This window comes from Pseudomonas sp. PDM18 (assembly GCF_014852585.1).
Taxonomy (GTDB): Bacteria; Pseudomonadota; Gammaproteobacteria; order Pseudomonadales; family Pseudomonadaceae; genus Pseudomonas.
In genome coordinates this window covers 52,746-72,837 of the sequence record NZ_JACVBX010000003.1, presented here as the reverse complement: position 1 = coordinate 72,837, position 20,092 = coordinate 52,746, and the positions used below count along the sequence as shown (strand labels likewise).

General features: G+C 64.1%; 20 protein-coding genes and 1 riboswitch. Of the genes, 13 read left to right on the top strand and 7 right to left on the bottom strand.

Annotated elements, in window-relative coordinates; translation table 11 throughout:
• The first annotated feature begins 20 nt into the window (after positions 1-20).
• From argJ to IB274_RS08300, 3 genes are all read left to right on the top strand, one after another.
• Positions 21-1,238, top strand: a complete 1,218-nt coding sequence (argJ, locus tag IB274_RS08310) for a bifunctional glutamate N-acetyltransferase/amino-acid acetyltransferase ArgJ (RefSeq protein ID WP_192431536.1) — start codon at positions 21-23, stop codon at positions 1,236-1,238.
• A 131-nt stretch (positions 1,239-1,369) separates the two neighbouring features.
• On the top strand, positions 1,370-1,999 hold the full coding sequence (locus tag IB274_RS08305) for a glutathione S-transferase family protein (RefSeq protein ID WP_192431535.1): 630 nt from the start codon (positions 1,370-1,372) through the stop codon (positions 1,997-1,999).
• A 71-nt stretch (positions 2,000-2,070) separates the two neighbouring features.
• The gene (locus IB274_RS08300; protein ID WP_192431534.1) at positions 2,071-3,021 is read left to right on the top strand and encodes a Nudix family hydrolase; all 951 of its coding nucleotides are present in this window, start codon (positions 2,071-2,073) and stop codon (positions 3,019-3,021) included.
• 160 nt (positions 3,022-3,181) lie between these two features.
• On the opposite strand, the gene IB274_RS08295 is transcribed toward IB274_RS08300, so the two are convergent.
• The 4 genes from IB274_RS08295 to IB274_RS08280 form a co-directional block, all read right to left on the bottom strand.
• Positions 3,182-3,754: a cob(I)yrinic acid a,c-diamide adenosyltransferase gene (locus IB274_RS08295; RefSeq protein ID WP_081517502.1), complete on the bottom strand. Its 573-nt coding sequence runs from the start codon at positions 3,752-3,754 to the stop codon at positions 3,182-3,184.
• Between the two features lie 3 nt (positions 3,755-3,757).
• Positions 3,758-5,809, bottom strand: a complete 2,052-nt coding sequence (locus tag IB274_RS08290; protein WP_192431790.1) for a sensor histidine kinase — start codon at positions 5,807-5,809, stop codon at positions 3,758-3,760.
• Between the two features lie 61 nt (positions 5,810-5,870).
• Positions 5,871-6,782, bottom strand: a complete 912-nt coding sequence (locus IB274_RS08285; protein ID WP_192431533.1) for a putative 2-dehydropantoate 2-reductase — start codon at positions 6,780-6,782, stop codon at positions 5,871-5,873.
• 38 nt (positions 6,783-6,820) lie between these two features.
• On the bottom strand, positions 6,821-7,786 hold the full coding sequence (locus IB274_RS08280; protein WP_192431532.1) for a response regulator: 966 nt from the start codon (positions 7,784-7,786) through the stop codon (positions 6,821-6,823).
• 160 nt (positions 7,787-7,946) lie between these two features.
• Between IB274_RS08280 and IB274_RS08275 the strand changes: the two genes are divergently transcribed.
• The gene (locus IB274_RS08275; protein ID WP_138521343.1) at positions 7,947-8,426 is read left to right on the top strand and encodes a YajQ family cyclic di-GMP-binding protein; all 480 of its coding nucleotides are present in this window, start codon (positions 7,947-7,949) and stop codon (positions 8,424-8,426) included.
• 141 nt (positions 8,427-8,567) lie between these two features.
• Positions 8,568-9,413: a mechanosensitive ion channel family protein gene (locus IB274_RS08270; RefSeq protein ID WP_192431531.1), complete on the top strand. Its 846-nt coding sequence runs from the start codon at positions 8,568-8,570 to the stop codon at positions 9,411-9,413.
• A gap of 71 nt (positions 9,414-9,484) precedes the next feature.
• Here IB274_RS08270 and IB274_RS08265 read toward each other — a convergent pair whose 3' ends face one another.
• Both IB274_RS08265 and IB274_RS08260 read right to left on the bottom strand, forming a co-directional pair.
• Positions 9,485-11,293, bottom strand: coding sequence for an AmpG family muropeptide MFS transporter (locus tag IB274_RS08265; protein WP_192431530.1), 1,809 nt, complete (start codon positions 11,291-11,293; stop codon positions 9,485-9,487).
• A gap of 42 nt (positions 11,294-11,335) precedes the next feature.
• On the bottom strand, positions 11,336-11,710 hold the full coding sequence (locus IB274_RS08260) for an MGMT family protein (RefSeq protein ID WP_192431529.1): 375 nt from the start codon (positions 11,708-11,710) through the stop codon (positions 11,336-11,338).
• A 193-nt stretch (positions 11,711-11,903) separates the two neighbouring features.
• On the opposite strand from IB274_RS08260, the gene IB274_RS08255 reads away from it, so the two are divergent.
• On the top strand, positions 11,904-12,905 hold the full coding sequence (locus IB274_RS08255) for a DUF481 domain-containing protein (protein WP_192431528.1): 1,002 nt from the start codon (positions 11,904-11,906) through the stop codon (positions 12,903-12,905).
• Positions 12,906-12,988: 83 nt separating this feature from the next.
• On the opposite strand, the gene IB274_RS08250 is transcribed toward IB274_RS08255, so the two are convergent.
• Positions 12,989-13,747, bottom strand: a complete 759-nt coding sequence (locus IB274_RS08250) for an SDR family oxidoreductase (RefSeq protein ID WP_138212327.1) — start codon at positions 13,745-13,747, stop codon at positions 12,989-12,991.
• Positions 13,748-13,854: 107 nt separating this feature from the next.
• Between IB274_RS08250 and IB274_RS08245 the strand changes: the two genes are divergently transcribed.
• The 7 genes from IB274_RS08245 to IB274_RS08215 all read left to right on the top strand — a co-directional run bounded on the left by IB274_RS08245 (position 13,855) and on the right by IB274_RS08215 (position 20,047).
• Positions 13,855-14,592, top strand: coding sequence for a HugZ family protein (locus tag IB274_RS08245; RefSeq protein ID WP_192431527.1), 738 nt, complete (start codon positions 13,855-13,857; stop codon positions 14,590-14,592).
• Between the two features lie 88 nt (positions 14,593-14,680).
• Positions 14,681-15,148, top strand: a complete 468-nt coding sequence (locus IB274_RS08240) for an FxsA family protein (RefSeq protein ID WP_192431526.1) — start codon at positions 14,681-14,683, stop codon at positions 15,146-15,148.
• Positions 15,149-15,383: 235 nt separating this feature from the next.
• Positions 15,384-15,677 (top strand): co-chaperone GroES, encoded by a 294-nt coding sequence (locus tag IB274_RS08235; RefSeq protein ID WP_009617968.1) that lies wholly within the window; start codon positions 15,384-15,386, stop codon positions 15,675-15,677.
• 48 nt (positions 15,678-15,725) lie between these two features.
• Positions 15,726-17,366 (top strand): chaperonin GroEL, encoded by a 1,641-nt coding sequence (gene groL, locus IB274_RS08230; RefSeq protein WP_192431525.1) that lies wholly within the window; start codon positions 15,726-15,728, stop codon positions 17,364-17,366.
• 73 nt (positions 17,367-17,439) lie between these two features.
• A riboswitch (Fluoride riboswitch) is annotated at positions 17,440-17,502 on the top strand.
• 64 nt (positions 17,503-17,566) lie between these two features.
• A complete protein-coding gene (crcB, locus tag IB274_RS08225; protein WP_192431524.1) occupies positions 17,567-17,950 on the top strand; it encodes a fluoride efflux transporter CrcB in 384 nt (127 codons plus the stop codon).
• Positions 17,951-18,099: 149 nt separating this feature from the next.
• The gene (locus IB274_RS08220) at positions 18,100-18,783 is read left to right on the top strand and encodes a response regulator transcription factor (protein WP_045209652.1); all 684 of its coding nucleotides are present in this window, start codon (positions 18,100-18,102) and stop codon (positions 18,781-18,783) included.
• Positions 18,773-20,047, top strand: coding sequence for a sensor histidine kinase (locus tag IB274_RS08215; RefSeq protein WP_192431523.1), 1,275 nt, complete (start codon positions 18,773-18,775; stop codon positions 20,045-20,047). The genes IB274_RS08220 and IB274_RS08215 overlap by 11 nt, the downstream gene beginning before the upstream one ends.
• Positions 20,048-20,092: the final 45 nt, after the last annotated feature.

Genomic DNA, 20,092 nt, shown 5'->3' with positions numbered 1-20,092 from the left:
ACTAGATAGGAGCGCGCCACATGGCTGTTGGTCTCGGCCCCATGTCCACCCTGCACCCGGTCCCCGGTTTCGAACTCGGCATCGCCTCTGCCGGCATCAAACGACCCGGCCGCAAGGACATCGTGGTGATGCGCTGCGCCGAAGGCTCCACCGTGGCCGGTGTGTTCACCACCAACGCCTTCTGCGCCGCCCCGGTAATCCTCGCGCGCAAGCGCTTCCTGGGGCCGGTGCGCTACCTGCTGACCAACACCGGCAACGCCAACGCCGGCACCGGCGAGCCCGGCCTGGCCAATGCCACCCGCACCTGCGCCAAGCTGGCCGAGCTGGCTGGCGTACCGGAAAACGCCGTGCTGCCGTACTCCACCGGCGTGATCGGAGAACCGCTGCCGGTCGAGAAGATCGAAGCCGCACTGCCGGCCGCGCTGGCCAACCTGTCTGTGGATAACTGGGCCGACGCCGCTGCCGGCATCATGACCACCGACACCCTGCCCAAGGGCGCCAGCCGCCAGTTCCAGCATGACGGCGTGACCATCACCGTCACCGGCATCAGCAAGGGCGCCGGCATGATCAAGCCGAACATGGCCACCATGCTCGGTTACATCGCCACTGACGCCAAGGTTGCCCAGGGCGTGCTGCAGGACCTGTTGCGCGACGCGTCGAACAAGTCTTTCAACCGCATCACCATCGATGGCGATACCTCCACCAACGACTGCTGCATGCTGATCGCCACCGGCCAGGCCGCGCTGCCGGAAATCACTGCCGCCAGCGGCGCGCTGTTCGCCGCGCTGAAGCAGGCCGTGCTGGAAGTTTCCATGGAACTGGCCCAGGCCATCGTCCGCGACGGCGAAGGCGCCACCAAGTTCGTCACCGTGCAGGTGAATGGCGGCGCGACTCACCAGGAGTGCCTGGACGTCGGCTACGCCGTGTCCCACTCGCCGCTGATCAAGACCGCGCTGTTCGCTTCCGACCCGAACTGGGGGCGTATCCTCGCGGCCGTCGGCCGTGCCGGCGTGCCTGACCTGGACGTGAGCCTGATCGACGTGTTCCTCGATGACGTGGCCATCGCCAGCCGTGGCTGCCGCGCCACCAGCTACACCGAGGACCAGGGCGCCAAAGTCATGGCCCAGGAAGAGATCACCATCCGCATCGATCTCGGCCGCGGCACCTGCAGCGAGACCATCTGGACCACTGACCTGTCCCACGAGTACGTGAAGATCAACGCGGAATACCGTACCTGATCGACGCGTGAGCGCTGGCACCTCGTTGCCCTCGCATTCCCGATTTTCATCGAAGGATGAAAATCGGGAATTTGTTTTCATGACGGCAGCACTCTAAGGTCTCCTGACTGACCTTCAAGAGCATCGCGTCCATGTCCCTTACCCTGATCATCGGCAGCAAGAACCTCTCCTCCTGGTCCCTGCGCGGCTGGCTGGCCATGCAGCTCACCGGCGCCGAGTTCGAGGAAATCCTCATTCCCCTCGGTGGGCAGGACATCTCGCGGCGCATCCGCGAGCACTCGCCCAGCGGCAAGGTGCCGGCGCTGAAGTGCGAGCACGGGCTGATCTGGGATTCCCTGTCGATTGCCGAATACCTCGCCGAACGTTTCCCCGAAGCTCACCTCTGGCCCCGTGGCGAAGCGGCCCGTGCACTCGCACGGACAGTCTGCGCAGAGATGCACAGCGGCTTCATGGCGCTGCGTTCGCACATGCCCATGGACATCCAGCGCAACCAGCCGCTGACCAACGTGCCCGACGCGGTGGAGGCGGATATCGCCCGTGTCGTCGAACTCTGGGCGTTGTGCCGCCAGCAGTTCGGCCAGGACGGTCCGTTCCTGTTTGGCCACGCCAGCATCGCGGATGCCTTCTATGCGCCTGTTGCCACGCGCCTGCACAGCTACTGCGTGACCCTGCCGATCGAGGCGCAGAACTACGTCGATGCGATCTATGCCTGGCCGGCCTTCCGTCCCTGGCTGGAAGCGGCGATGGTCGAACGCGCCTGAACCCGGTCGCCAATGACGGTAGAATGCCCCTCTGCGCGGGCCCTGCCTGAATCGGATTGAGGAGTAGCACTGTGAAACGAGTACATGTCGCCGCCGCCGTGATTCGCGGACTCGATGGCCGGGTGTTGATCGCCCGACGTCCGGACGACAAGCACCAGGGCGGACTCTGGGAGTTTCCCGGTGGCAAGGTGGAAGAGGGTGAAGCAGTGCAGGTCGCCCTGGCCCGCGAGCTGAAGGAAGAACTCGGCATCGACGTCGAGCAGGCGCGCCCGCTGATCCGGGTGCAGCACGACTACAGCGACAAGCGTGTGCTGCTGGATGTCTGGGAAGTCTCCGCTTTCTCCGGTGCGCCCCATGGCGCCGAGGGCCAGCCTCTGGCCTGGGTCGCCCCGCGCGACCTGCCGGACTACGAATTCCCGGCAGCCAACGAGCCCATCGTGCAGGCCGCGCGCCTGCCGGATCGCTACCTGATCACCCCCGATGGCCTGGAAATCCCGCAACTGGTGCAGGGCGTGCGTGCCGCTGTCGCCAGTGGTATCCGTCTGATCCAGCTGCGCGCGCCGAACATGTACAGCCCCGAGTACCGCGACCTCGCCGTCGACGTGCAAGGCCTGTGCGCCGGCAAGGCGCAGCTGATGCTCAAGGGGCCGCTGGAGTGGCTGGGAGACTTCCCGGCGGCCGGCTGGCACCTGACCTCCAAGCAACTACGCAAGTACGCGCCCAACGGCCGGCCGTTCCCCCGTGAGCGTCTGCTGGCGGCTTCCTGTCACAGCGCCGAGGAACTGGAGCTGGCAGCGCGCATGGGCGTGGATTTCGTCAACCTGTCGCCGGTGCAGCCCACCGAGAGTCATCCGGGTGAGCCGGCACTGGGCTGGGAAGCGGCGGCAGAGCTGATCGATGGCTTCAACCAGCCGGTGTTCCTGCTCGGTGGGGTCAGCCCGCAGGACGTCGAGCGTGCCTGGCAGGCCGGTGCGCAGGGCGTGGCGGGTATTCGTGCGTTCTGGCCGAAAAGCGAAGGCTGATCGGCACTTTGCGCGGGGCGGCGATGTGTATCGCTTCGCTCCACGCCATCCTACGAAACTGATTCCGGGCTGTCGGGCAACTTCGGTGCTCCCTGTAGGAGGTATTTCCCTGCGTGTGAGTGGGGAACCCTCAATGCCACAGCGAGGCCTGCATCGTCGATCAGGCAGGCTTTTCGGCTGCCTGCCAGAGAATCTCTTCCACGCCCTGGCGGCGGGCGATGAAGCGTGCGGCGACGAACAGCAGGTCGGATAGCCGATTCAGGTAGCGCAGGCCTGCGCCTTCCAGTGGCTCCTCCGCATTCAGTTGCTGGCAACGACGTTCGGCGTTGCGCGCCTGGGCGCGGCACAGGTGGGCGAGGGCGACCAGGCGTGAGCCGCCGGGCAGGATGAAGTTCTTCAGCGGCCCGAGTTCCTCGTTCCAGCGGTCGATCACCTGCTCCAGGCGCTCCACTTCGGCATCGTTCAGCGCGCGGTATTCCGGCATCGCCAGCTCACCGCCCAGGTCGAACAGGCGATGCTGGATCGGCGCCAACACACCGATCACTTCTTCGAGCGCGCTGCTGCGCGCTTCGTGCAGCCCGGCCAGCAATAGGCCGAGGTGGCTGTTCAGCTCATCCACTGCGCCCATGGCTTCCACGCGCGGATGGTGTTTGGGCACCCGCCGGCCGTCGGCCAAGCCGGTTTCTCCGGCATCGCCGGTACGGGTGTATATCTTCGACAGGCGATTGCCCATGGCTCAATGCTCCTTGTCGCCTTGTGCCAAGAGTGGCAGCGGCGGGGAAATCTCGGCGGCCAGCGGCAGACGGATGGTGAAGCAGGTGCCCACGCCCAGTTCGGACTGCACCTCCATCTGCCCTTTGTGGTTGTTGGTGACGATGAAATACGAGACCGACAGGCCCAGCCCCGTGCCCTGGCCGACTTCCTTGGTGGTGAAGAAGGGCTCGAAGATGCGCTTGCGCACGTTCTCCGGCATGCCGCAGCCGTTGTCTTCCACGTGGATTTCCGCCCACGGTGGGTTGAGCCGGGTGCGCAGGGTGATGCGGCCGTATTCGCCTTCCTCTTCGTCGTCGCGCAGGTGGATGGCCTGGGCGCCGTTCTTCAGCAGGTTGAGCAGGACCTGTTCGATCTCGTTGGCGATGACTGGCACTGGACCCAGTCGCGGGTCGTACTCGTGGACGATCTCCAGTGACTTGAAGTCGAAGCCGCCGGTGAGGTCGAAGTCGTTTCCGGCAATCTCCACCGCCTGTTCCAGTAGCGCTGGCAGCTCGCAGGCTGCCATCTGGCGGTGGCTGCGGCGGCTGAAGGAGAGCATGTGGGTGACGATCTTCGCGGCGCGAGAGCCGGCGTACTGGATGCCATCCATCAGCTTGGGAATCTCCCGCGCCTCCAGGTAGTGGTTGAGGTCGTCCAGGCGCACGCCCACTTCGCCGGCCACTTCGAGGTTCTTCGGCAGGTCCTGAGACAGTCGCCGGCGGATGTTCTGCACGTTGTGCAGGATGGCGCCCAGCGGGTTGTTGATCTCGTGGGCCATGCCGGCGGCCAGGCCTCCGACGGAGAGCATCTTCTCCGACTGCACCATCATCTCTTCCATCCCAAGGCGGTCGGTGATGTCGTCGATGCGGATCACCGCGCCGCGGCCGGTGCCGCCCATCAGTGGGTAGAAGGTCAGGGCGTAGTGGCGCGGCGCATCGGTAAGGGCCCAGGTGACGCGTTCGACGCGCTCGACCTTGTGCTGCTCGGCAGCGCGGGTGAGCTGCGGCAGGAAGGGCTTGAGCGACGGAAAGGCCAGGAACACCGGCTGGTTCACCGCATCGTCCAGGCTGGTGCCGGAGAGCTGGCTGGCTTCCTGGTTCCACTGGGTGACGTAGAGCTGCTCGTCCACCGCGATCAGCGCCGAAGGCATGGAGTCGATGATGCTGTTGAGGTAGTGCTGGAAGCCGGTGAGCTTCTTCTCGATCTTGCTGCGCACCTGGACTTCCAGCTCCAGCTTGCGGTTCGAGCGGCGGGTTTCCTCGGCCAGCGACTGGGCCTGTTCCACGGCTTCCTGGGCGTCGTCACGGGCGCGCTTGAGCTGCTGCTCTCGGGCCTCGATGCGGGTCAGCATGGTGTTGAAGGCGTCAGCCAGACGGCCGATCTCGTCGGCATTGCCGCGCTCGGCGCGCAGGGCGTAGTTCTCTTCGCGGGTGACCTGGCGCGAGAGCTCTTCCAGGCTGCGGATAGGCCGGGTGATCAGGCGGCGGATCTGCTGGGCGATGAGCAGCCAGAGCAGCACCGAGACCGCGAGAATGACCAGGCTGGCGGTCAGCGTGCCGGTGTAGAAGGCGCCAGGCAGCTCGCTGCTCGCCACCAGCAGCAGGTAGCCGCTGTTGCGGCCGGCCTGGGGCAGCTCGAATAGCGCGTTGAGTCGGTATTCGTGCTGGCGCCAGCGCTCCAGGTGGTCCAGGCGCTCGGGCAGGGCCACCGGGCCGTTGCTCGGCGTCTGCGCGATGCGCTCGCCATTGCTGTCGTAGAGCGCGGCGGCGCGCAGCGGCTGGTAGTCATCCAATTGACGCAGCAGCACCTGTGCCTGGGTGGGCGAGGACAATGCCGGCTCGCTGAGCGCCGGGTTGGCGATCAGTCGGCCGATGGTCTGCAAGGCCTGGGGCGCGACGCTGTCCTGGGATATCCAGTAGGCCGCGCTGATGAAGGCGAGGTTGGCTACCAGCATCACGGTCGCCAGCAGCACCAGCAGGGCGGCGAGGATTTTCTGGCCGACCGGCAGGTCTTCCAGGCGCTGGCGCAGGTTCATGGGTGAAGGCATGGGCGCGTCAAAGAGAAAAAACAGGGGAGGCGGGCAGGGTAGCCCGCCGTCAGTTGTCGGGCAATCCGCGGGCCACCAGGTAGGCCCGCAGACGCTCGTGCAGGGCGCGCAACTGCGGCAGTGCGAGGTGCCGGCGGTCGCCCTCTTGGCAGGCGTGCCCGAGCAGGTAAGCGATCTCGCTGCGCCGGCCCTTGGCGACGTCCTGGTACATGGACGAGAAGTTCGCTGCGGTAGCGGCGATCACCCGCTCCACGTCCCCCTGCAGCTCCCGTGCGGCGGCGGAGTAGCCGGCGGCATGAAGCAATTGGCCCAGCTCGTCGCAGAGCCCGGCGACTTCGCCGGGATGGCTGGCCAGCTCACCATTGCGGCATTGGTGCAACACGGTGAGCGGGTTGATCGCGCAGTTCAGCGCGACCTTTCGCCATAGGCGTTCGAGTATGTCGTCGCTCCACTGCACGGGAATCTCCGCGCGGCGTAGGTCGGCCAGCCATTCCGGCTCGGGGCCGGCCTGTTCGTCGCCCAGCCAGGTCTGTCCCTGACCTGCGAACACTACGCGGAAGTCGGCTTCGCGGTAGGCACCTTCGGTGCTGGATGCATACAGGCAGCGGGCACGGGGCAGGTGGGCGCTGACCGCCTGCTGGCTCCCCAGGCCGTTCTGCAGCAGGATCAGTTCGGCGCCCGGGGCCAGGCGCGCGGCCACGCTGGCGGCGGCGGATTCGGCGTCGTAGGCCTTGCAGGCCAGCAACAGGCGCTGGATCGGCGCGCCCTGGGCGGCGGTTTCCGCCGGAATGGGGTAGAGGCTCTCGCGGCCGTCTTCCACCAGAGTGACGCCGCCGAGGGCGCGGTAGGCATTGAGGCGCTGGCGGTCACGCAGCAGCAGGCGCACCGGCAGGCCGGAGCGGGACAGGCGGGCGGCCCATAGGCAACCGAGGCTGCCGGCGCCGAGGATGGTCCAGGTCATGGGAGGAACTTCGCGGATTCGGGGGCTTACCGCGAAGTTTAGCGCAGGCCGGTCAGGCGGCTGGCGTTGATTCGCCCGCTGGCAAAGGCATCGGGCAGCAGCGCGCGGCCTTGCTGCATCAGGTGCTCGACCTCCAGCGGCAGCGCCTTGGCGTCCAGGCCCACCAGGCTGATGCCGGCCTTGAGGGTGATGAAGCCCTCGCTGGTCTTGAACGCCTTGAGGTTCAGGCCTTCGTGCAGGCGGCGGAAGCTGCTCGGCGAGCATTCCTGCAGGTCTTCGAGCAGGGTAATCAGGGCGAAATGCTGGCCATCGATGCGTGCCAGGACATCCAGCGGCCGCACCAGTTGCTGCAGGCGCCGGGCGACGCCATGGAGCAGTTCGTTCTGGAACGACTGGCCGTGCTTCTGCCCCAGTTCGGCCAGTTCCGGCAGGCCGATCAGCATGTAGCAAACCGCGCCGCCACGGGATTCCACCTGGCGGATGCTGTCGGCCAGCTTTTGCTTCAGGTAGCGCTGGTTGCCCAGCCCGGTGGCGCTGTCGACCAGGTTGCGCTCCTCCAGGCTGGTGATGTTCTCAGTGAGGAGGCGGTTTTCCATCAGCAGGCGCTGCAGGGTGTTGCTCAGGCGGTCGGCGGCCAGTACGCGGGGCACCAGTTGCTCGTTCATCGCCGACTTGCTGACGAAGTCATCGACGCCGCGGTCGAAGGCTTCGGCCAGGGCGTTGTCGCCCTCCTTGCCGGTGAGCAGGATGATGTAGGTGTAGTGGTCGCCGCTCTCGTCGAGCTGGCGTACCCGCGCGGTCAGCTCCAGGCCGTCCATCTCGGGCATCAGCCAGTCGGCGAGCAATACGCTCACTGGCTCCTTTTCCAGCAGGTCGAGCGCTTCGCTGGCGCTGCTGGCGAAGCGTACGTTCTGATAGCCCGCCTGGCTCAGCGCGCGGCCGATCATGGCGCTGGAGAACTTGGCATCGTCGACCACCAGAATGCTGAGATGGTTGGTTGGCATGGAAAGGAATGTCTCGCAAACGGGTGGGAAATGCCGACTCTCAGTGTCAGAGGCCGGGCGCGGTCTTGTCTGTCAGTTATAATGACCGCGCATTTTTATCGTCAAGCCAGGCTCGATGCTGACTGTGAACCGCATCGCGCCGTCCATCTGGAGAGATGTCATGCCTTCGTTCGACGTGGTGTCCGAACTGGACAAACACGAACTGACCAACGCCTTGGATAACGCCACCAAGGAACTGGACCGCCGTTTCGACCTGAAGGGCAAGTGCAGCTTCGAGGCCAAGGAAAAGTCCATCACCCTGACCGCCGAGGCGGATTTCATGCTCGAGCAGATGCTCGACATTCTTCGCTCCAGCCTGGTCAAACGCAAGATTGACGCACAGTGCATGGAAGTGAAGGACTCCTTCGCCTCCGGCAAGGTGGTCAAGCAGGAAGTCGACTTCCGCGAGGGCATCGACAAGGATCTGGCGAAGAAGATCGTCGCCCTGATCAAGGACAAGAAACTCAAGGTACAGGCCGCCATCCAGGGCGAGCAGGTACGTGTCACCGGCAAAAAGCGCGACGACCTGCAGGAAGCCATCGCGCTGCTGCGCGGCGAGTCCCTCGGCATGCCGCTGCAGTTCAACAACTTCCGCGACTGATGCGCGCTGCGACGAAAAGCTGCGGAACCTCACCGCCCGCCTGACGTCGCAGTAAGAGAGTCGCCCGGCGAACTCCCGACCGCCATGGCTTGCCATGGCGGTTTTGTTTTTGGAATGGCAATAGACAAGGGGCCTGTATCCATGGATATGAATTACGAGCAGATCATGAACAGCGCGGAGGCCTGGACACCGGTCGTCCTCGCCTACCTGGGCAATGCCACACTGGCGCTGCTGACCCTGCTGATCGGTTGGTGGGTGATCAATCTGTTCACCCGTCGTGTAGGCGGGGTGATGTCCACCAAGCACGTGGACAAGACGCTGCAGGGCTTCATCGGCAGCATGGTGAACATCATCCTGAAGATCCTGCTGATGGTCAGCGTGGCCTCGATGATCGGCATCCAGACCACCAGCTTCGTCGCCGCCATCGGTGCGGCTGGCCTGGCTATCGGCCTGGCACTGCAGGGCAGTCTGTCGAACTTCGCTGGCGGAGTGCTGATCCTGCTGTTCCGTCCGTTCAAGATCGGCGACTGGATCGAAGCGCAGGGTGTTTCCGGCACCGTGGACAACATCATGATCTTCCACACCGTGTTGCGCACCGGTGACAACCGCACCGTGATCGTGCCCAACGGCGCGCTGTCCAACGGCATCATCACCAATACCTCGACCCAGACCTCGCGCCAGGTGATCTTCGACGTGAAGCTTGCCTACGACGCCGACCTGGACGGCGCACGCTCCATCCTCAAGGAGCTGGCGGACGATCCGCGCGTGCTCAAGTCGCCGGCGCCGGTGGTGGTAGTCGCGGGCCTGGGCGAGAACTCGGTGACCCTGTCGCTGCGCCTGTGGACCGCTAATGCCGACTACTGGGGCGTGACCTTCATGCTCAACGAACAGGTGCGCCTGCGTCTGCGCGATTCCGGCATCGACCTGGCGCCGAACAAGGTGGTGCGCGTGGTCAAGGGCGAAGAGGACACCGTTCTGGCGGACTGATCCAGCCCGAAGGAACGAAAAAGGCCGGCAATTGCCGGCCTTTTTCATGGGCGCTGATCCATTCTCGAGGGTCAGTGACGTTCCGCGCTGGGCTGTTGCGCTGGTGCCTCCGTGGCTTCCTCGGCTGCACCGTTGACGATGTTGTTCTTGCGGCGCAGCCACAACCAGCCGATCAGCAGCAGCGTGGGGATGCCGAGCAGGGCGGTGAAGAAGAAGAACCGCTCGTAGCCCATGCTCTCGACCATGGCGCCGGAGTAACCACCGATGAAGCGCGGAAGCAGCAACATGGTGGAGCTGAGCATGGCGTACTGGGTTGCGGAGAACTTCAGGTTGGTCAGGCTCGATAGGTAGGCGACGAAGGCCGAGGTGGCGAGGCCGCCGCTGAAATTGTCGAGCATGATGGTCACCACCAGCATGGTGACGTGGGGTTCCAGCACCTTGAGCAGGGCGAAGACGTTCTGCCCCATCAAGTGCGGGTCGTCGATCGCGCCCATCTGCGCCAGCATGGCGAACAGCAGGTTGGTCCCGGCCGAGGCCGCGCCTCCGATGAAGAGGATCGGCAGGATGCTGAAGCGGGCGATCAGCACGCCACCGGCCGCAGCACCCACCAGGGTCATGACCACGCCGAACAACTTGCTGACGGTGGCGATGGTGTCCTTGGAGAAGCCCATGTCGATGTAGAACACGCTGGCCATGGTGCCCATGACGGTGTCGGACATGCGGTAAGTGGAGATCAGCCCGAGCAGCAGCAGCGCCTGCCAGCGGTAGCGGCGGACGAACTCGGTGATGGGCGTCAGCACCGGTGCCATCAGCAGGCGGCCGGGAGCGGAAATACAGCTCAGGGCGATCAGCAGGTACAGGATGGCGAGCCACCACTTGCCGGCTTCGGCCATGTTGATGAAGGCGGCACCGGTGACCAACAGAATGATCAGTACGATCACCGATACGGCCTGGTGGACGAAGTCGAACTGCGGCAGGCCCCGTCCGTGCACGGCCAGCAGCAGCGGGCGACGTACCTTCGATAGCAGATCGCGGACCGGGCGGATCTGCCGGCGGCCGTGGGGCGTCATGCAGATGCCGATGAAGATGCCGTACAGCGCGGCCCGCGGCCAGGCCTGGGCGGTGAGGGCGGTGAGCATCGCCGGCACGGAGATCAGCAGCACCAGCAGGGTCAGCACCGAGAGCAACTGGTGATTGAAGGCGAAAGCCGAACTGCCGGCCTGCGGCTGCACGTTCACCGGCGGCTCTTTCATCAGCAGCGTGGTGATCAGGCCGGGCAGGATGGCCAGTGAGCACACCGCGTAGGTAAGGGCCCAGGCCGACTGGCTGTAGTGCAGGGCGCTGGAGCCGGCCCACTCGGCGAGGAACAGCACGCCAGCGGTGGCGAATAGCACCGCGACCCGGTAGCCGGTCATGTAGCACGCGGCCAGAGCGGCTTGGCGGGTGTTCTCGGCGATCTCCAGGCGGTAGGCGTCGATGGCGATGTCCTGGGTGGCCGAGGCGAAGGCCACTACCATCGCCAGGGCGATCAGCCAGTTCAGGTGCGCCTGCGGGTTGCACAGGGCCATGCCGAGGAGGCCGATGGCTATCAGCCCCTGGGAGAACACCAGCCAGGAACGACGGCGCCCCAGGCGGCCGATGAAGGGCAGGCGCCATTGGTCGAGCATGGGCGACCACACCCACTTGAAGGCGTACACCAGCCCGATCCAGCTGGCGAAGCCGATGGTTTCCCGAGCGACACCCGCTTCACGCAGCCACACCGAGAGGGTGGAAAGCACCAGCATGTACGGCAGGCCGGCGGCGAAACCCAGCAGCAAAAGCGCGAGGCTGGCGGGAGACTTGTAGGCAATCCATGCCTCGCGCCAGGAATGCTCTTTCATGGGGGGTGTTTTCCAGCAGGACGAAAAATTACGCGAACTCTACTAGGACTGCTCGCCGCTAGGCCAGCCGTGCCGACGTATGTCCACCCGATCGTTATGGATTCTGACACCCTCTGCACGCAATCGTGCGCGCTGTTCGTTACCCGAAACGGTGCCGATTGGCAGGCTGATGCGCCCACCGGCGGCGATCACCCGATGCCAGGGCAAGCGCGTGCCTTCGGGCAATTGGCTGAGGATACGTCCTACAAGCCGCGCGGAGCGGCCCAGGCCTGCGAGGCGCGCTACATCACCATAGGTGATGACGGAGCCTTCGGGCACCTGGGCAATGACCAGGAAGATTGCTTCGCGGCGCACCTGCAGGCTTTCCAGGCCGAGGTCAGTCACCGGTGCGCTGGCTGGGGGCTTTGGCTTGGGCATCGAATGCACCGCAATAGAGGGGCTGGCGCTCAGCATATCGGCTGGTGCCGCCCTGACAAGTCGGCTCGTTTGTCAGACCCATCTGTCAGTCATTGTGAACTCACTGCAACTGGGTCGGTCAGTCGTTGCTCTAGTGTCGGGTATCTGGATAATGCCCGGCTTTTTGCCCATTCCATCCAGTTGAATTCGACTCATGTTCTCCAGAAACCTGCTCTGTGTTGCCCTCGCATCCTGTTCCCTTTCCGCCTTTGCCGACACCGTCTGGCTGAAGAATGGCGATCGTCTCAGCGGCACCATCAAGCTGTATGACGGTGGCAAGCTGCTGCTGGCGACCGACTACGGCGGAGAAATCACGCTCAAGGCGGACAAGATCAAGACGCTGGAGACCGATCAGAACCTGCTGGTGAAGTACGACGAGGAAACCGGCGAGCACTCCAAGGGCCTGAAGGCGTCCGACCAGGGCAAGGTCACGCTGGTCAATGGTGAGGCGCGTACGGTGGAGTTGGCGAAGATCGAGCAGATGATGCCGCCCAAGCCGATCCTCGAAGATTGGGTGTGGACCGGCAACGTCGACTTCTCCCTGGACCACAAGCAGGCCGAGAACGATGTCGAGGATTACGACATCGACTTCAAGACCAACGCCCGCCACGGCCGCTGGCGCCACAATTTGCAGGGCGAGTACAACCGCGAGAAGAAGGACGATCAGGTCAGTACCAACAATTATTCCGCGCAATACGCGCTGGACCGCTTCCTCGACGAGCACTGGTTCTGGCAGGGCCAGGTGCAGTACAAGCGCGACTGGATCGAGGACCTGCAGAAGAAACGCACCGTCGGTACCGGCCCGGGCTACCAGTTCTGGGACAACGAGCTGGGTGCGTTCTCCCTGGCGACCCTGGTCAACCGCAACGACTACGAATTCGTCGACGACGAGAAATCCCACTTCTACAGCACCAGCTTGAAGTGGGACTACAACCGTTACCTGCTGGCCAAGCAGTTCGAGGTGTTCACCAACGGCGAAGTCAGCAAGCCGCTGGAGTCCAACGTGGAGTACGAACTGGAGAGCGAGGCGGGCATCCGCTACAAGCTGACCTCCTGGGCGTCCCTGAGCTTGAAGGCCGAGTGGGACAAGCTCAGCGGCAACGACGGCGACGTCAACGAGCGCCGGTACACCCTCGGCCTGGGTGTGGGCTGGTAACTCTTCGCCTCGACCGGCTCCGCTCTACAAGAACGGCAATAAAAAGCCCCGCACCTGGCGGGGCTTTTTCATGGGCGGGCGGATTACAGACGCAGGCCGCCGTCCAACTCCAGCACGCGGCCGGTGTAGTAGTCGTTCTCGAGGATGTAAGCCACCGAGTGGGCGATTTCCAGCGGCTTGCCCAGGCGCTTGAGCGGAATGCCGGAGGTCATCTTCTCCAGGGCCTCTGGCTTCATGCTGGCGACCATGTCGGTCTCGATGAAGCCAGGAGCCACGCCCGCCACGCGGATGCCGTAACGTGCCAGTTCCTTCGCCCACACCACTGTGTCGGCGGCGACGCCGGCCTTGGCCGCGGAGTAGTTGGCCTGGCCCATGTTGCCGGCGCGGGAGATGGAGGAGATGTTGACGATCGCGCCTTCGTTCTTCAGCTCGATCATCTTCGCCGCCACTTCGCGGGTGCAGAGGAACACACCGGTCAGGTTGACGTCGATCACCGCCTGCCACTGGGCCAGGCTCATCTTGCTCAGCTCGCCGTCCTTGACCTTGATGGTCAGGCCGTCACGCAGGATGCCGGCGTTGTTGACCAGGCCGTTGATGGCGCCGAAGTCGCTGGCGACCTGGGCCACCATGTGGGTAACCTGTTCTTCATTGGCGACGTTGCACAGATAGGCGCGGGCGTCACCGCCGGCGGCCTTGCAGGCAGTCACGGCTTCGTCCAGTTTTTCGGCATTGAGGTCAACCAGCGCGACGCGCGCGCCCTTGCCGGAGAGGTATTCGCCCATGGCGCGGCCCAGGCCCTGGCAGCCACCGGTGATGATGATGACTTTGTCTTTCAATTGCATCGGAACAACCCCACGAACAGTTTCTGGTGGAAGGCCTCGCCGGCAGCTGTGCACAGAGTCAGTCCTGCCCGTCCGTTTACGACGGATTCTTTACGAGGAGTCATAAGTTGAGCGTGAAAGCTGCCAAGCATGCCCGAGAACTGCTGCTCAAGGAATACCGCGGCGTCCTCTCCACCCACTCGAAGAAGTGGCGCGGATTTCCCTTCGGCTCGGTGGTGCCGTATTGCCTGGACGAAGCAGGCCGCCCGCTGATCCTGATCAGTCGCATCGCCCAGCACACCCATAACCTGCAGATGGACGGCAAATGCTCGCTGCTCATCGGCGAGCGCGGCGTCGACGACATCCAGGACGCGGGCCGCCTGACACTGCTGGCCGAGGCGCTGCTGATCGAAGATGTCGACGCCATCGCCGGCGCCGCCGAGCGCTACTACCGTTATTTCCCCGGCTCGCAGGACTACCACATCGTCCACGACTTCGATTTCTGGGTGCTGGAGCCGGTGCAGTGGCGCTACATCGGTGGCTTCGGCGATATCCACTGGTTAGGTGCCAACAGCGTGCCGCTGGCCAATCCCTTCGTCGGCGAGGTGGAGAAGAGCATGGTCGAGCACATGAACAGCGACCACGCCAATGCCATCGAGCACTACGTCGAGCTGGCCGGTTTGCCTGCCGGGGCGGCTCCGCAGATGTCGGGAATTGATACTGAAGGTTTCCACCTGCGCATCGGCCAGGGCCTGCACTGGCTGCCGTTCCCGGCGCCCTGCGGCAACGCCGGCGCGGTGCGCCAGGCGCTGGTGCAACTGGCCAAGGCGGACGTCTGGCCGGGCAACGAGGTGATCCAGGCCTGATCTGTCTCTCGGCTCATCCCTTGAAATCGGTACGGGGCGTCGCCACCTAGCTTTCTACCCGGGCAATGACCCCGCCAAGGATTCATCGATGCGAGTTCCCCTGTTTCTGATTCTTCTGTTCCCGCTGATCGAGCTGGCCGTGATGATCAAGGTCGGCAGCGTGATCGGCGTGGGCTGGACCCTTCTGCTGATCATCGCCGGCGCCTTCATCGGCGCCGCGGTGCTGCGCGTGGCCGGCGTCGCCACCGCGCTGCGTGCCCGCGAGCGGCTGAACCGCGGCGAGCTGCCCGAGCAGGAAATGCTCGAAGGCCTGGTCATCGCCCTGGGCGGCGGCCTGCTGATGCTGCCGGGCTTCATCAGCGACGTTGTCGGTCTGTTCTGCCTGATTCCCTTCACCCGCCGTCTGATGCTTGGCCGCGTGCGCCAGCGCATGCAGGAGCAGGCCGAGCGCCGTCGCGCCTTCGCAGACGACCCGGCCGCCCAGCACCGCAGCGGCCCCAGCGTGATTGAAGGCGAATACCAGCGCCGCGAGGAAGATCGCGACCGCCTGCGTTGAGAGTGGGGCGGTTTCGCTCGCCTGAAGCACCCGCCGTTAGCAAAAATTTTTTCGTCACACACTTGAAATGCCTTGTAGCGACCTTATGTACCGGTCACCGCAAGGTCCCTGTCGACGACAGGCTGCTCTTTTCGCGACTCGCCCGTCGGGTCGCAAACCGGCACCGCCGGATTCAATAAAACCTGCCGGACATCGATCCGGCCGTTGGAAATCACAGTTTGGGAGAGTTACGACTATGAAGCTTCGTCCTCTGCATGACCGCGTCGTCATCCGTCGCAGCGAGGAAGAGACCAAGACCGCAGGCGGCATCGTGCTGCCGGGTTCCGCCGCCGAGAAGCCGAACCGCGGTGAAGTGGTCGCTGTTGGTGCCGGCCGTGTCCTGGACAACGGCGAAGTTCGCGCCCTGGCCGTGAAAGTGGGTGACAAGGTGGTCTTCGGCCCGTACTCGGGCAGCAACGCCATCAAGGTCGACGGTGAAGAACTGCTGGTGATGGGCGAGTCCGAGATCCTCGCCGTCCTGGAAGACTGATTCCGCGTCCTATCCAACCCACTGAATTCGATTTAGAGGAAACAGAACATGGCTGCTAAAGAAGTTAAGTTCGGCGATTCCGCCCGCAAGAAAATGCTGGTCGGCGTAAACGTCCTGGCCGACGCGGTTAAAGCGACCCTCGGCCCGAAAGGCCGTAACGTCATCCTGGACAAGAGCTTCGGCGCTCCGACCATCACCAAGGACGGCGTTTCCGTCGCCAAGGAAATCGAACTCAAAGACAAGTTCGAGAACATGGGCGCCCAACTGGTGAAAGACGTGGCCTCCAAGGCCAACGACGCTGCCGGTGACGGCACCACCACCGCTACCGTCCTGGCTCAGGCCATCGTCAACGAAGGCCTGAAGGCCGTCGCTGCCGGCATGAACCCGATGGACCTCAAGCGCGGCATCGACAAGGCCACCATCGCCATCGTTGCCCAGCTGAAGGACCTGGCCAAGCCGTGCGCCGACACCAAAGCCATTGCCCAGGTCGGCACCATCTCCGCCAACTCCGACGACTCCATCGGCAACATCATTGCCGAAGCCATGGAAAAAGTCGGTAAAGAAGGCGTGATCACCGTTGAAGAAGGCTCGGGCCTGGAAAACGAACTGTCTGTCGTAGAAGGCATGCAGTTCGACCGCGGCTACCTGTCCCCCTACTTCATCAACAAGCCGGACACCATGGTGGCCGAGCTCGACGGCCCGCTGCTGCTGCTGGTCGACAAGAAGATCTCCAACATCCGCGAAATGCTGCCGGTCCTGGAAGCTGTCGCCAAAGCCGGCCGTCCGCTGCTGATCGTGGCTGAAGACGTCGAAGGCGAAGCCCTGGCTACCCTGGTCGTCAACAACATGCGTGGCATCGTCAAGGTCGCGGCCGTCAAGGCTCCGGGCTTCGGCGACCGCCGCAAGGCCATGCTGCAGGACATCGCCATCCTGACCGGCGGTACCGTCATCTCCGAAGAAGTCGGTCTGAGCCTGGAAGGCGCCACCCTGGAGCACCTGGGCAACGCCAAGCGCGTGGTCCTGAGCAAGGAAAACACCACCATCATCGATGGCGCTGGCGCTCAAGCCGACATCGAAGCTCGCGTCCTGCAGATCCGCAAGCAGGTCGAAGAGACTTCCTCCGACTACGACCGTGAGAAGCTGCAAGAGCGTCTGGCCAAGCTGGCTGGCGGTGTTGCCGTGATCAAGGTTGGCGCTGCCACCGAAGTCGAGATGAAAGAGAAGAAAGCCCGCGTTGAAGACGCCCTGCACGCTACCCGCGCTGCAGTGGAAGAAGGCGTGGTGCCTGGCGGCGGCGTCGCCCTGGTGCGCGCTCTGCAAGCCATCGAAGGCCTGAAGGGCGACAACGAAGACCAGAACGTCGGTATCGCTCTGCTGCGTCGCGCCGTTGAAGCTCCGCTGCGCCAGATCGTTGCCAACTCCGGCGACGAGCCGAGCGTAGTGGTCGACAAGGTCAAGCAGGGTTCGGGCAACTTCGGCTACAACGCTGCTACCGGCGTGTACGGCGACATGATCGAGATGGGTATCCTCGATCCGGCCAAGGTCACCCGTTCGGCTCTGCAAGCTGCTGCCTCCATCGGCGGCCTGATGGTCACCACCGAGGCCATGGTTGCCGAAGTGGCTGACGACAAGGCTGCTCCGGCCATGCCGGACATGGGCGGCATGGGTGGCATGGGCGGCATGATGTAAGCCACCCGGCACCTGCTGTAAGAAAAAGCCCCGCCTAGGCGGGGCTTTTTCATGGGCGTCGGATATGCCAGACTGCGCGGCAGGAGATGGCATTCCTCCTTCAACCGCCCTTGTGGCTGATGATGCCTACGCATAGACCTGGAAAGGCGCGTAGGCGCTAGCCTGCAGCCTGTCCAAGACACCTTTCCCAGGACAGGACCATGTGGAAATCCATTCTCGCCGTCTCCCTCGGAGCCGCCCTTGGCGCACTGCTGCGCTGGGTGCTCGGGCTCAAGCTCAACACCCTCCTGCCGTCCATGCCGCCGGGCACGGTGGTCGCCAATCTGGTCGGCGGCTACATCATCGGCGCGGCCATCGCCTTCTTCGCCAACTCCCCCGGCCTGGCGCCAGAATGGCGGTTACTGATCATCACCGGCTTCTGCGGTGGCCTCACCACCTTCTCGACCTTCTCGGCGGAAGTTGTCGTGCTGTTGCAGCAGGGGCGGCTGGCCTGGGCGATGGGAACGATTGCCACGCACCTCGCCGGCTCGCTGCTGATGACCCTGGCCGGGCTCTGGTCGGTGCAGGCATTGATGGGGCGCTAGGCGGTTCGGCAGCAGGACGCCACCCATCAGGCCGGACCTGTGCGGGCGGCTTGATGAAATCGACGGATCAAATGTGAAAAATCCGTCAAAGGCGCTTAAGTTCTATTTAAGCTGTTTACGCTAGGATGCATCGCGTTCGAGGAGAGCCTATGCGCATTTTGTTGGTTGAAGACAATCGGGACATCCTAGCCAATATGGCCGACTACCTGGGCCTGAAAGGCTACACGGTAGATTGCGCCCAGGACGGCCTGTCCGGATTGCACCTTGCGGCGACGTCCCATTACGACCTGATTGTGCTGGACGTGATGCTGCCGGGGCTGGACGGCTTCACCTTGTGTCGCCGCCTGCGCGAAGATGCACGCCGCGACACCCCGGTGATCATGCTCACCGCCCGCGATCAGCTGGACGATCGCCTGCAGGGCTTCCGTTCCGGCGCCGACGATTACCTGCTCAAGCCCTTCGCGCTCTCCGAGCTGGCCGCACGCATCGAAGCGGTCCTGCGCCGCAGTCAGGGAGGCGGTCGTCGCGAGCTGCAGGTCGCCGACCTGAGCTACAACCTCGACACCCTCGAAGTGAACCGTGCCGGCAAGCCGCTCAAGCTCAACCCCATCGGCCTCAAGCTGCTAGCGGTGCTGATGCAGAAGAGCCCCCATGTAGTCCGCCGCGACGTGCTCGAGGAAGCCGTCTGGGGTGATGACTGCCCCGACAGCGACAGCCTGCGCAGTCACGTTCACCAGTTGCGCCAGGTGATCGACAAGCCCTTCGGTTCCTCCCTGCTGCACACGGTGCATGGCGTCGGCTACAAGCTGGCGGAGGAAACGCATGGAGTATAAGCAGAGCCTTTCCCGACGGATTGTCTTTGCCTTCGTACTCATGACCGCCGCCGTTGGTGGCCTGTTTTCGGTAGGAATCGTCGGCGTCGTCCACATCGTCGAAGAACGCCTGATCTCCCGCGACCTGGGCGGCGAACTGGACCGCATCATCAATGAGGACCTGGGGAACGGCCAGGCTCCGAAACTCGATCCCGGCATGCGTTTCTTCATCAGTGATGGCGCGGGCGTCTATGCCATGCCGCCGGCACTGCGCAGGCTGGAGGAAGGCTTCCACGAAGTCTTCGACGGCGAATTGTCCTTCCATGCGCTGGCGCGCGACGTCGATGGTCGCCGCTTCGTCCTGCTACAGGACCAGAGTGACTTCGAGGCGCGTGAGCAGATCCTCTACGCCTCCGTGGTCACCGGTTATGTGCTCAGTCTCGCCTTGTCCGGAGTGCTGGGCTGGCTGTTGGCGCGCAAGGTCATGGAGCCGGTGTCGCGCCTGGCGCGCCAGGTCCGTCACCGAGACCAGTTGCTGGAGCTGGCGCCGCCCATGTCGCCGGATTATGCCAACGACGAAGTGGGCGAGCTGGCAGCGGCCTTCGATTACGCCATGGGTCGGCTGCACGACGTGCTGACCCGGGAGAAGCTTTTTACCAGCGACGTCAGCCATGAGCTGCGCACGCCGTTGATGGTGATTGCTACCAGCTGCGAACTGCTCGCGGAAGAGCCTGGGCTGGGGCCGCGGTCACGCGCCCAACTGGCTCGGATGAGTAGCGCGTGCGAGGAAATGCGTGATCTGGTGCAGACCTTCCTGATGCTTGCCCGCGCGCAGCGCAAGGACATGGCCATCGTGCCCCAGGCCGGATTGAGGGAAATCGGTGACGAATTGGTCGCGCAGTGGCGCGGTCCCATCGAGGCGAAGGGGCTGACCCTGGAATACAACGTCCACCAGGAAATGCCCGGGCAGTTCAACGCGCCGTTCCTGCGCTCGGTAATGAGCAATTTACTGCGCAACGCCATGCACTACACCGAAAGCGGCAGCATCCGCTTACAACTTGGCCCGAACGGATTCTGGGTCGAAGACACCGGCGCCGGCATCCCGGAAGAACAGCGCGAGCGCGTATTCCAGCCATTTGTGCGCGGCCAGAACCCGCGTGGTGAGGGGCTTGGGCTGGGGTTGTCGTTGGTCAAGCGGATCTGCGCCTCCGAAGGCTGGGACGTCACGTTGCGTCCAGCCGAACCCCATGGCTGTCGCTTCGAAGTTCGCCTAGCCGTCGTTTGACAAAAACTTCACAAGTGCGTGACCCGGCTGTGACAGGCTGGTTTG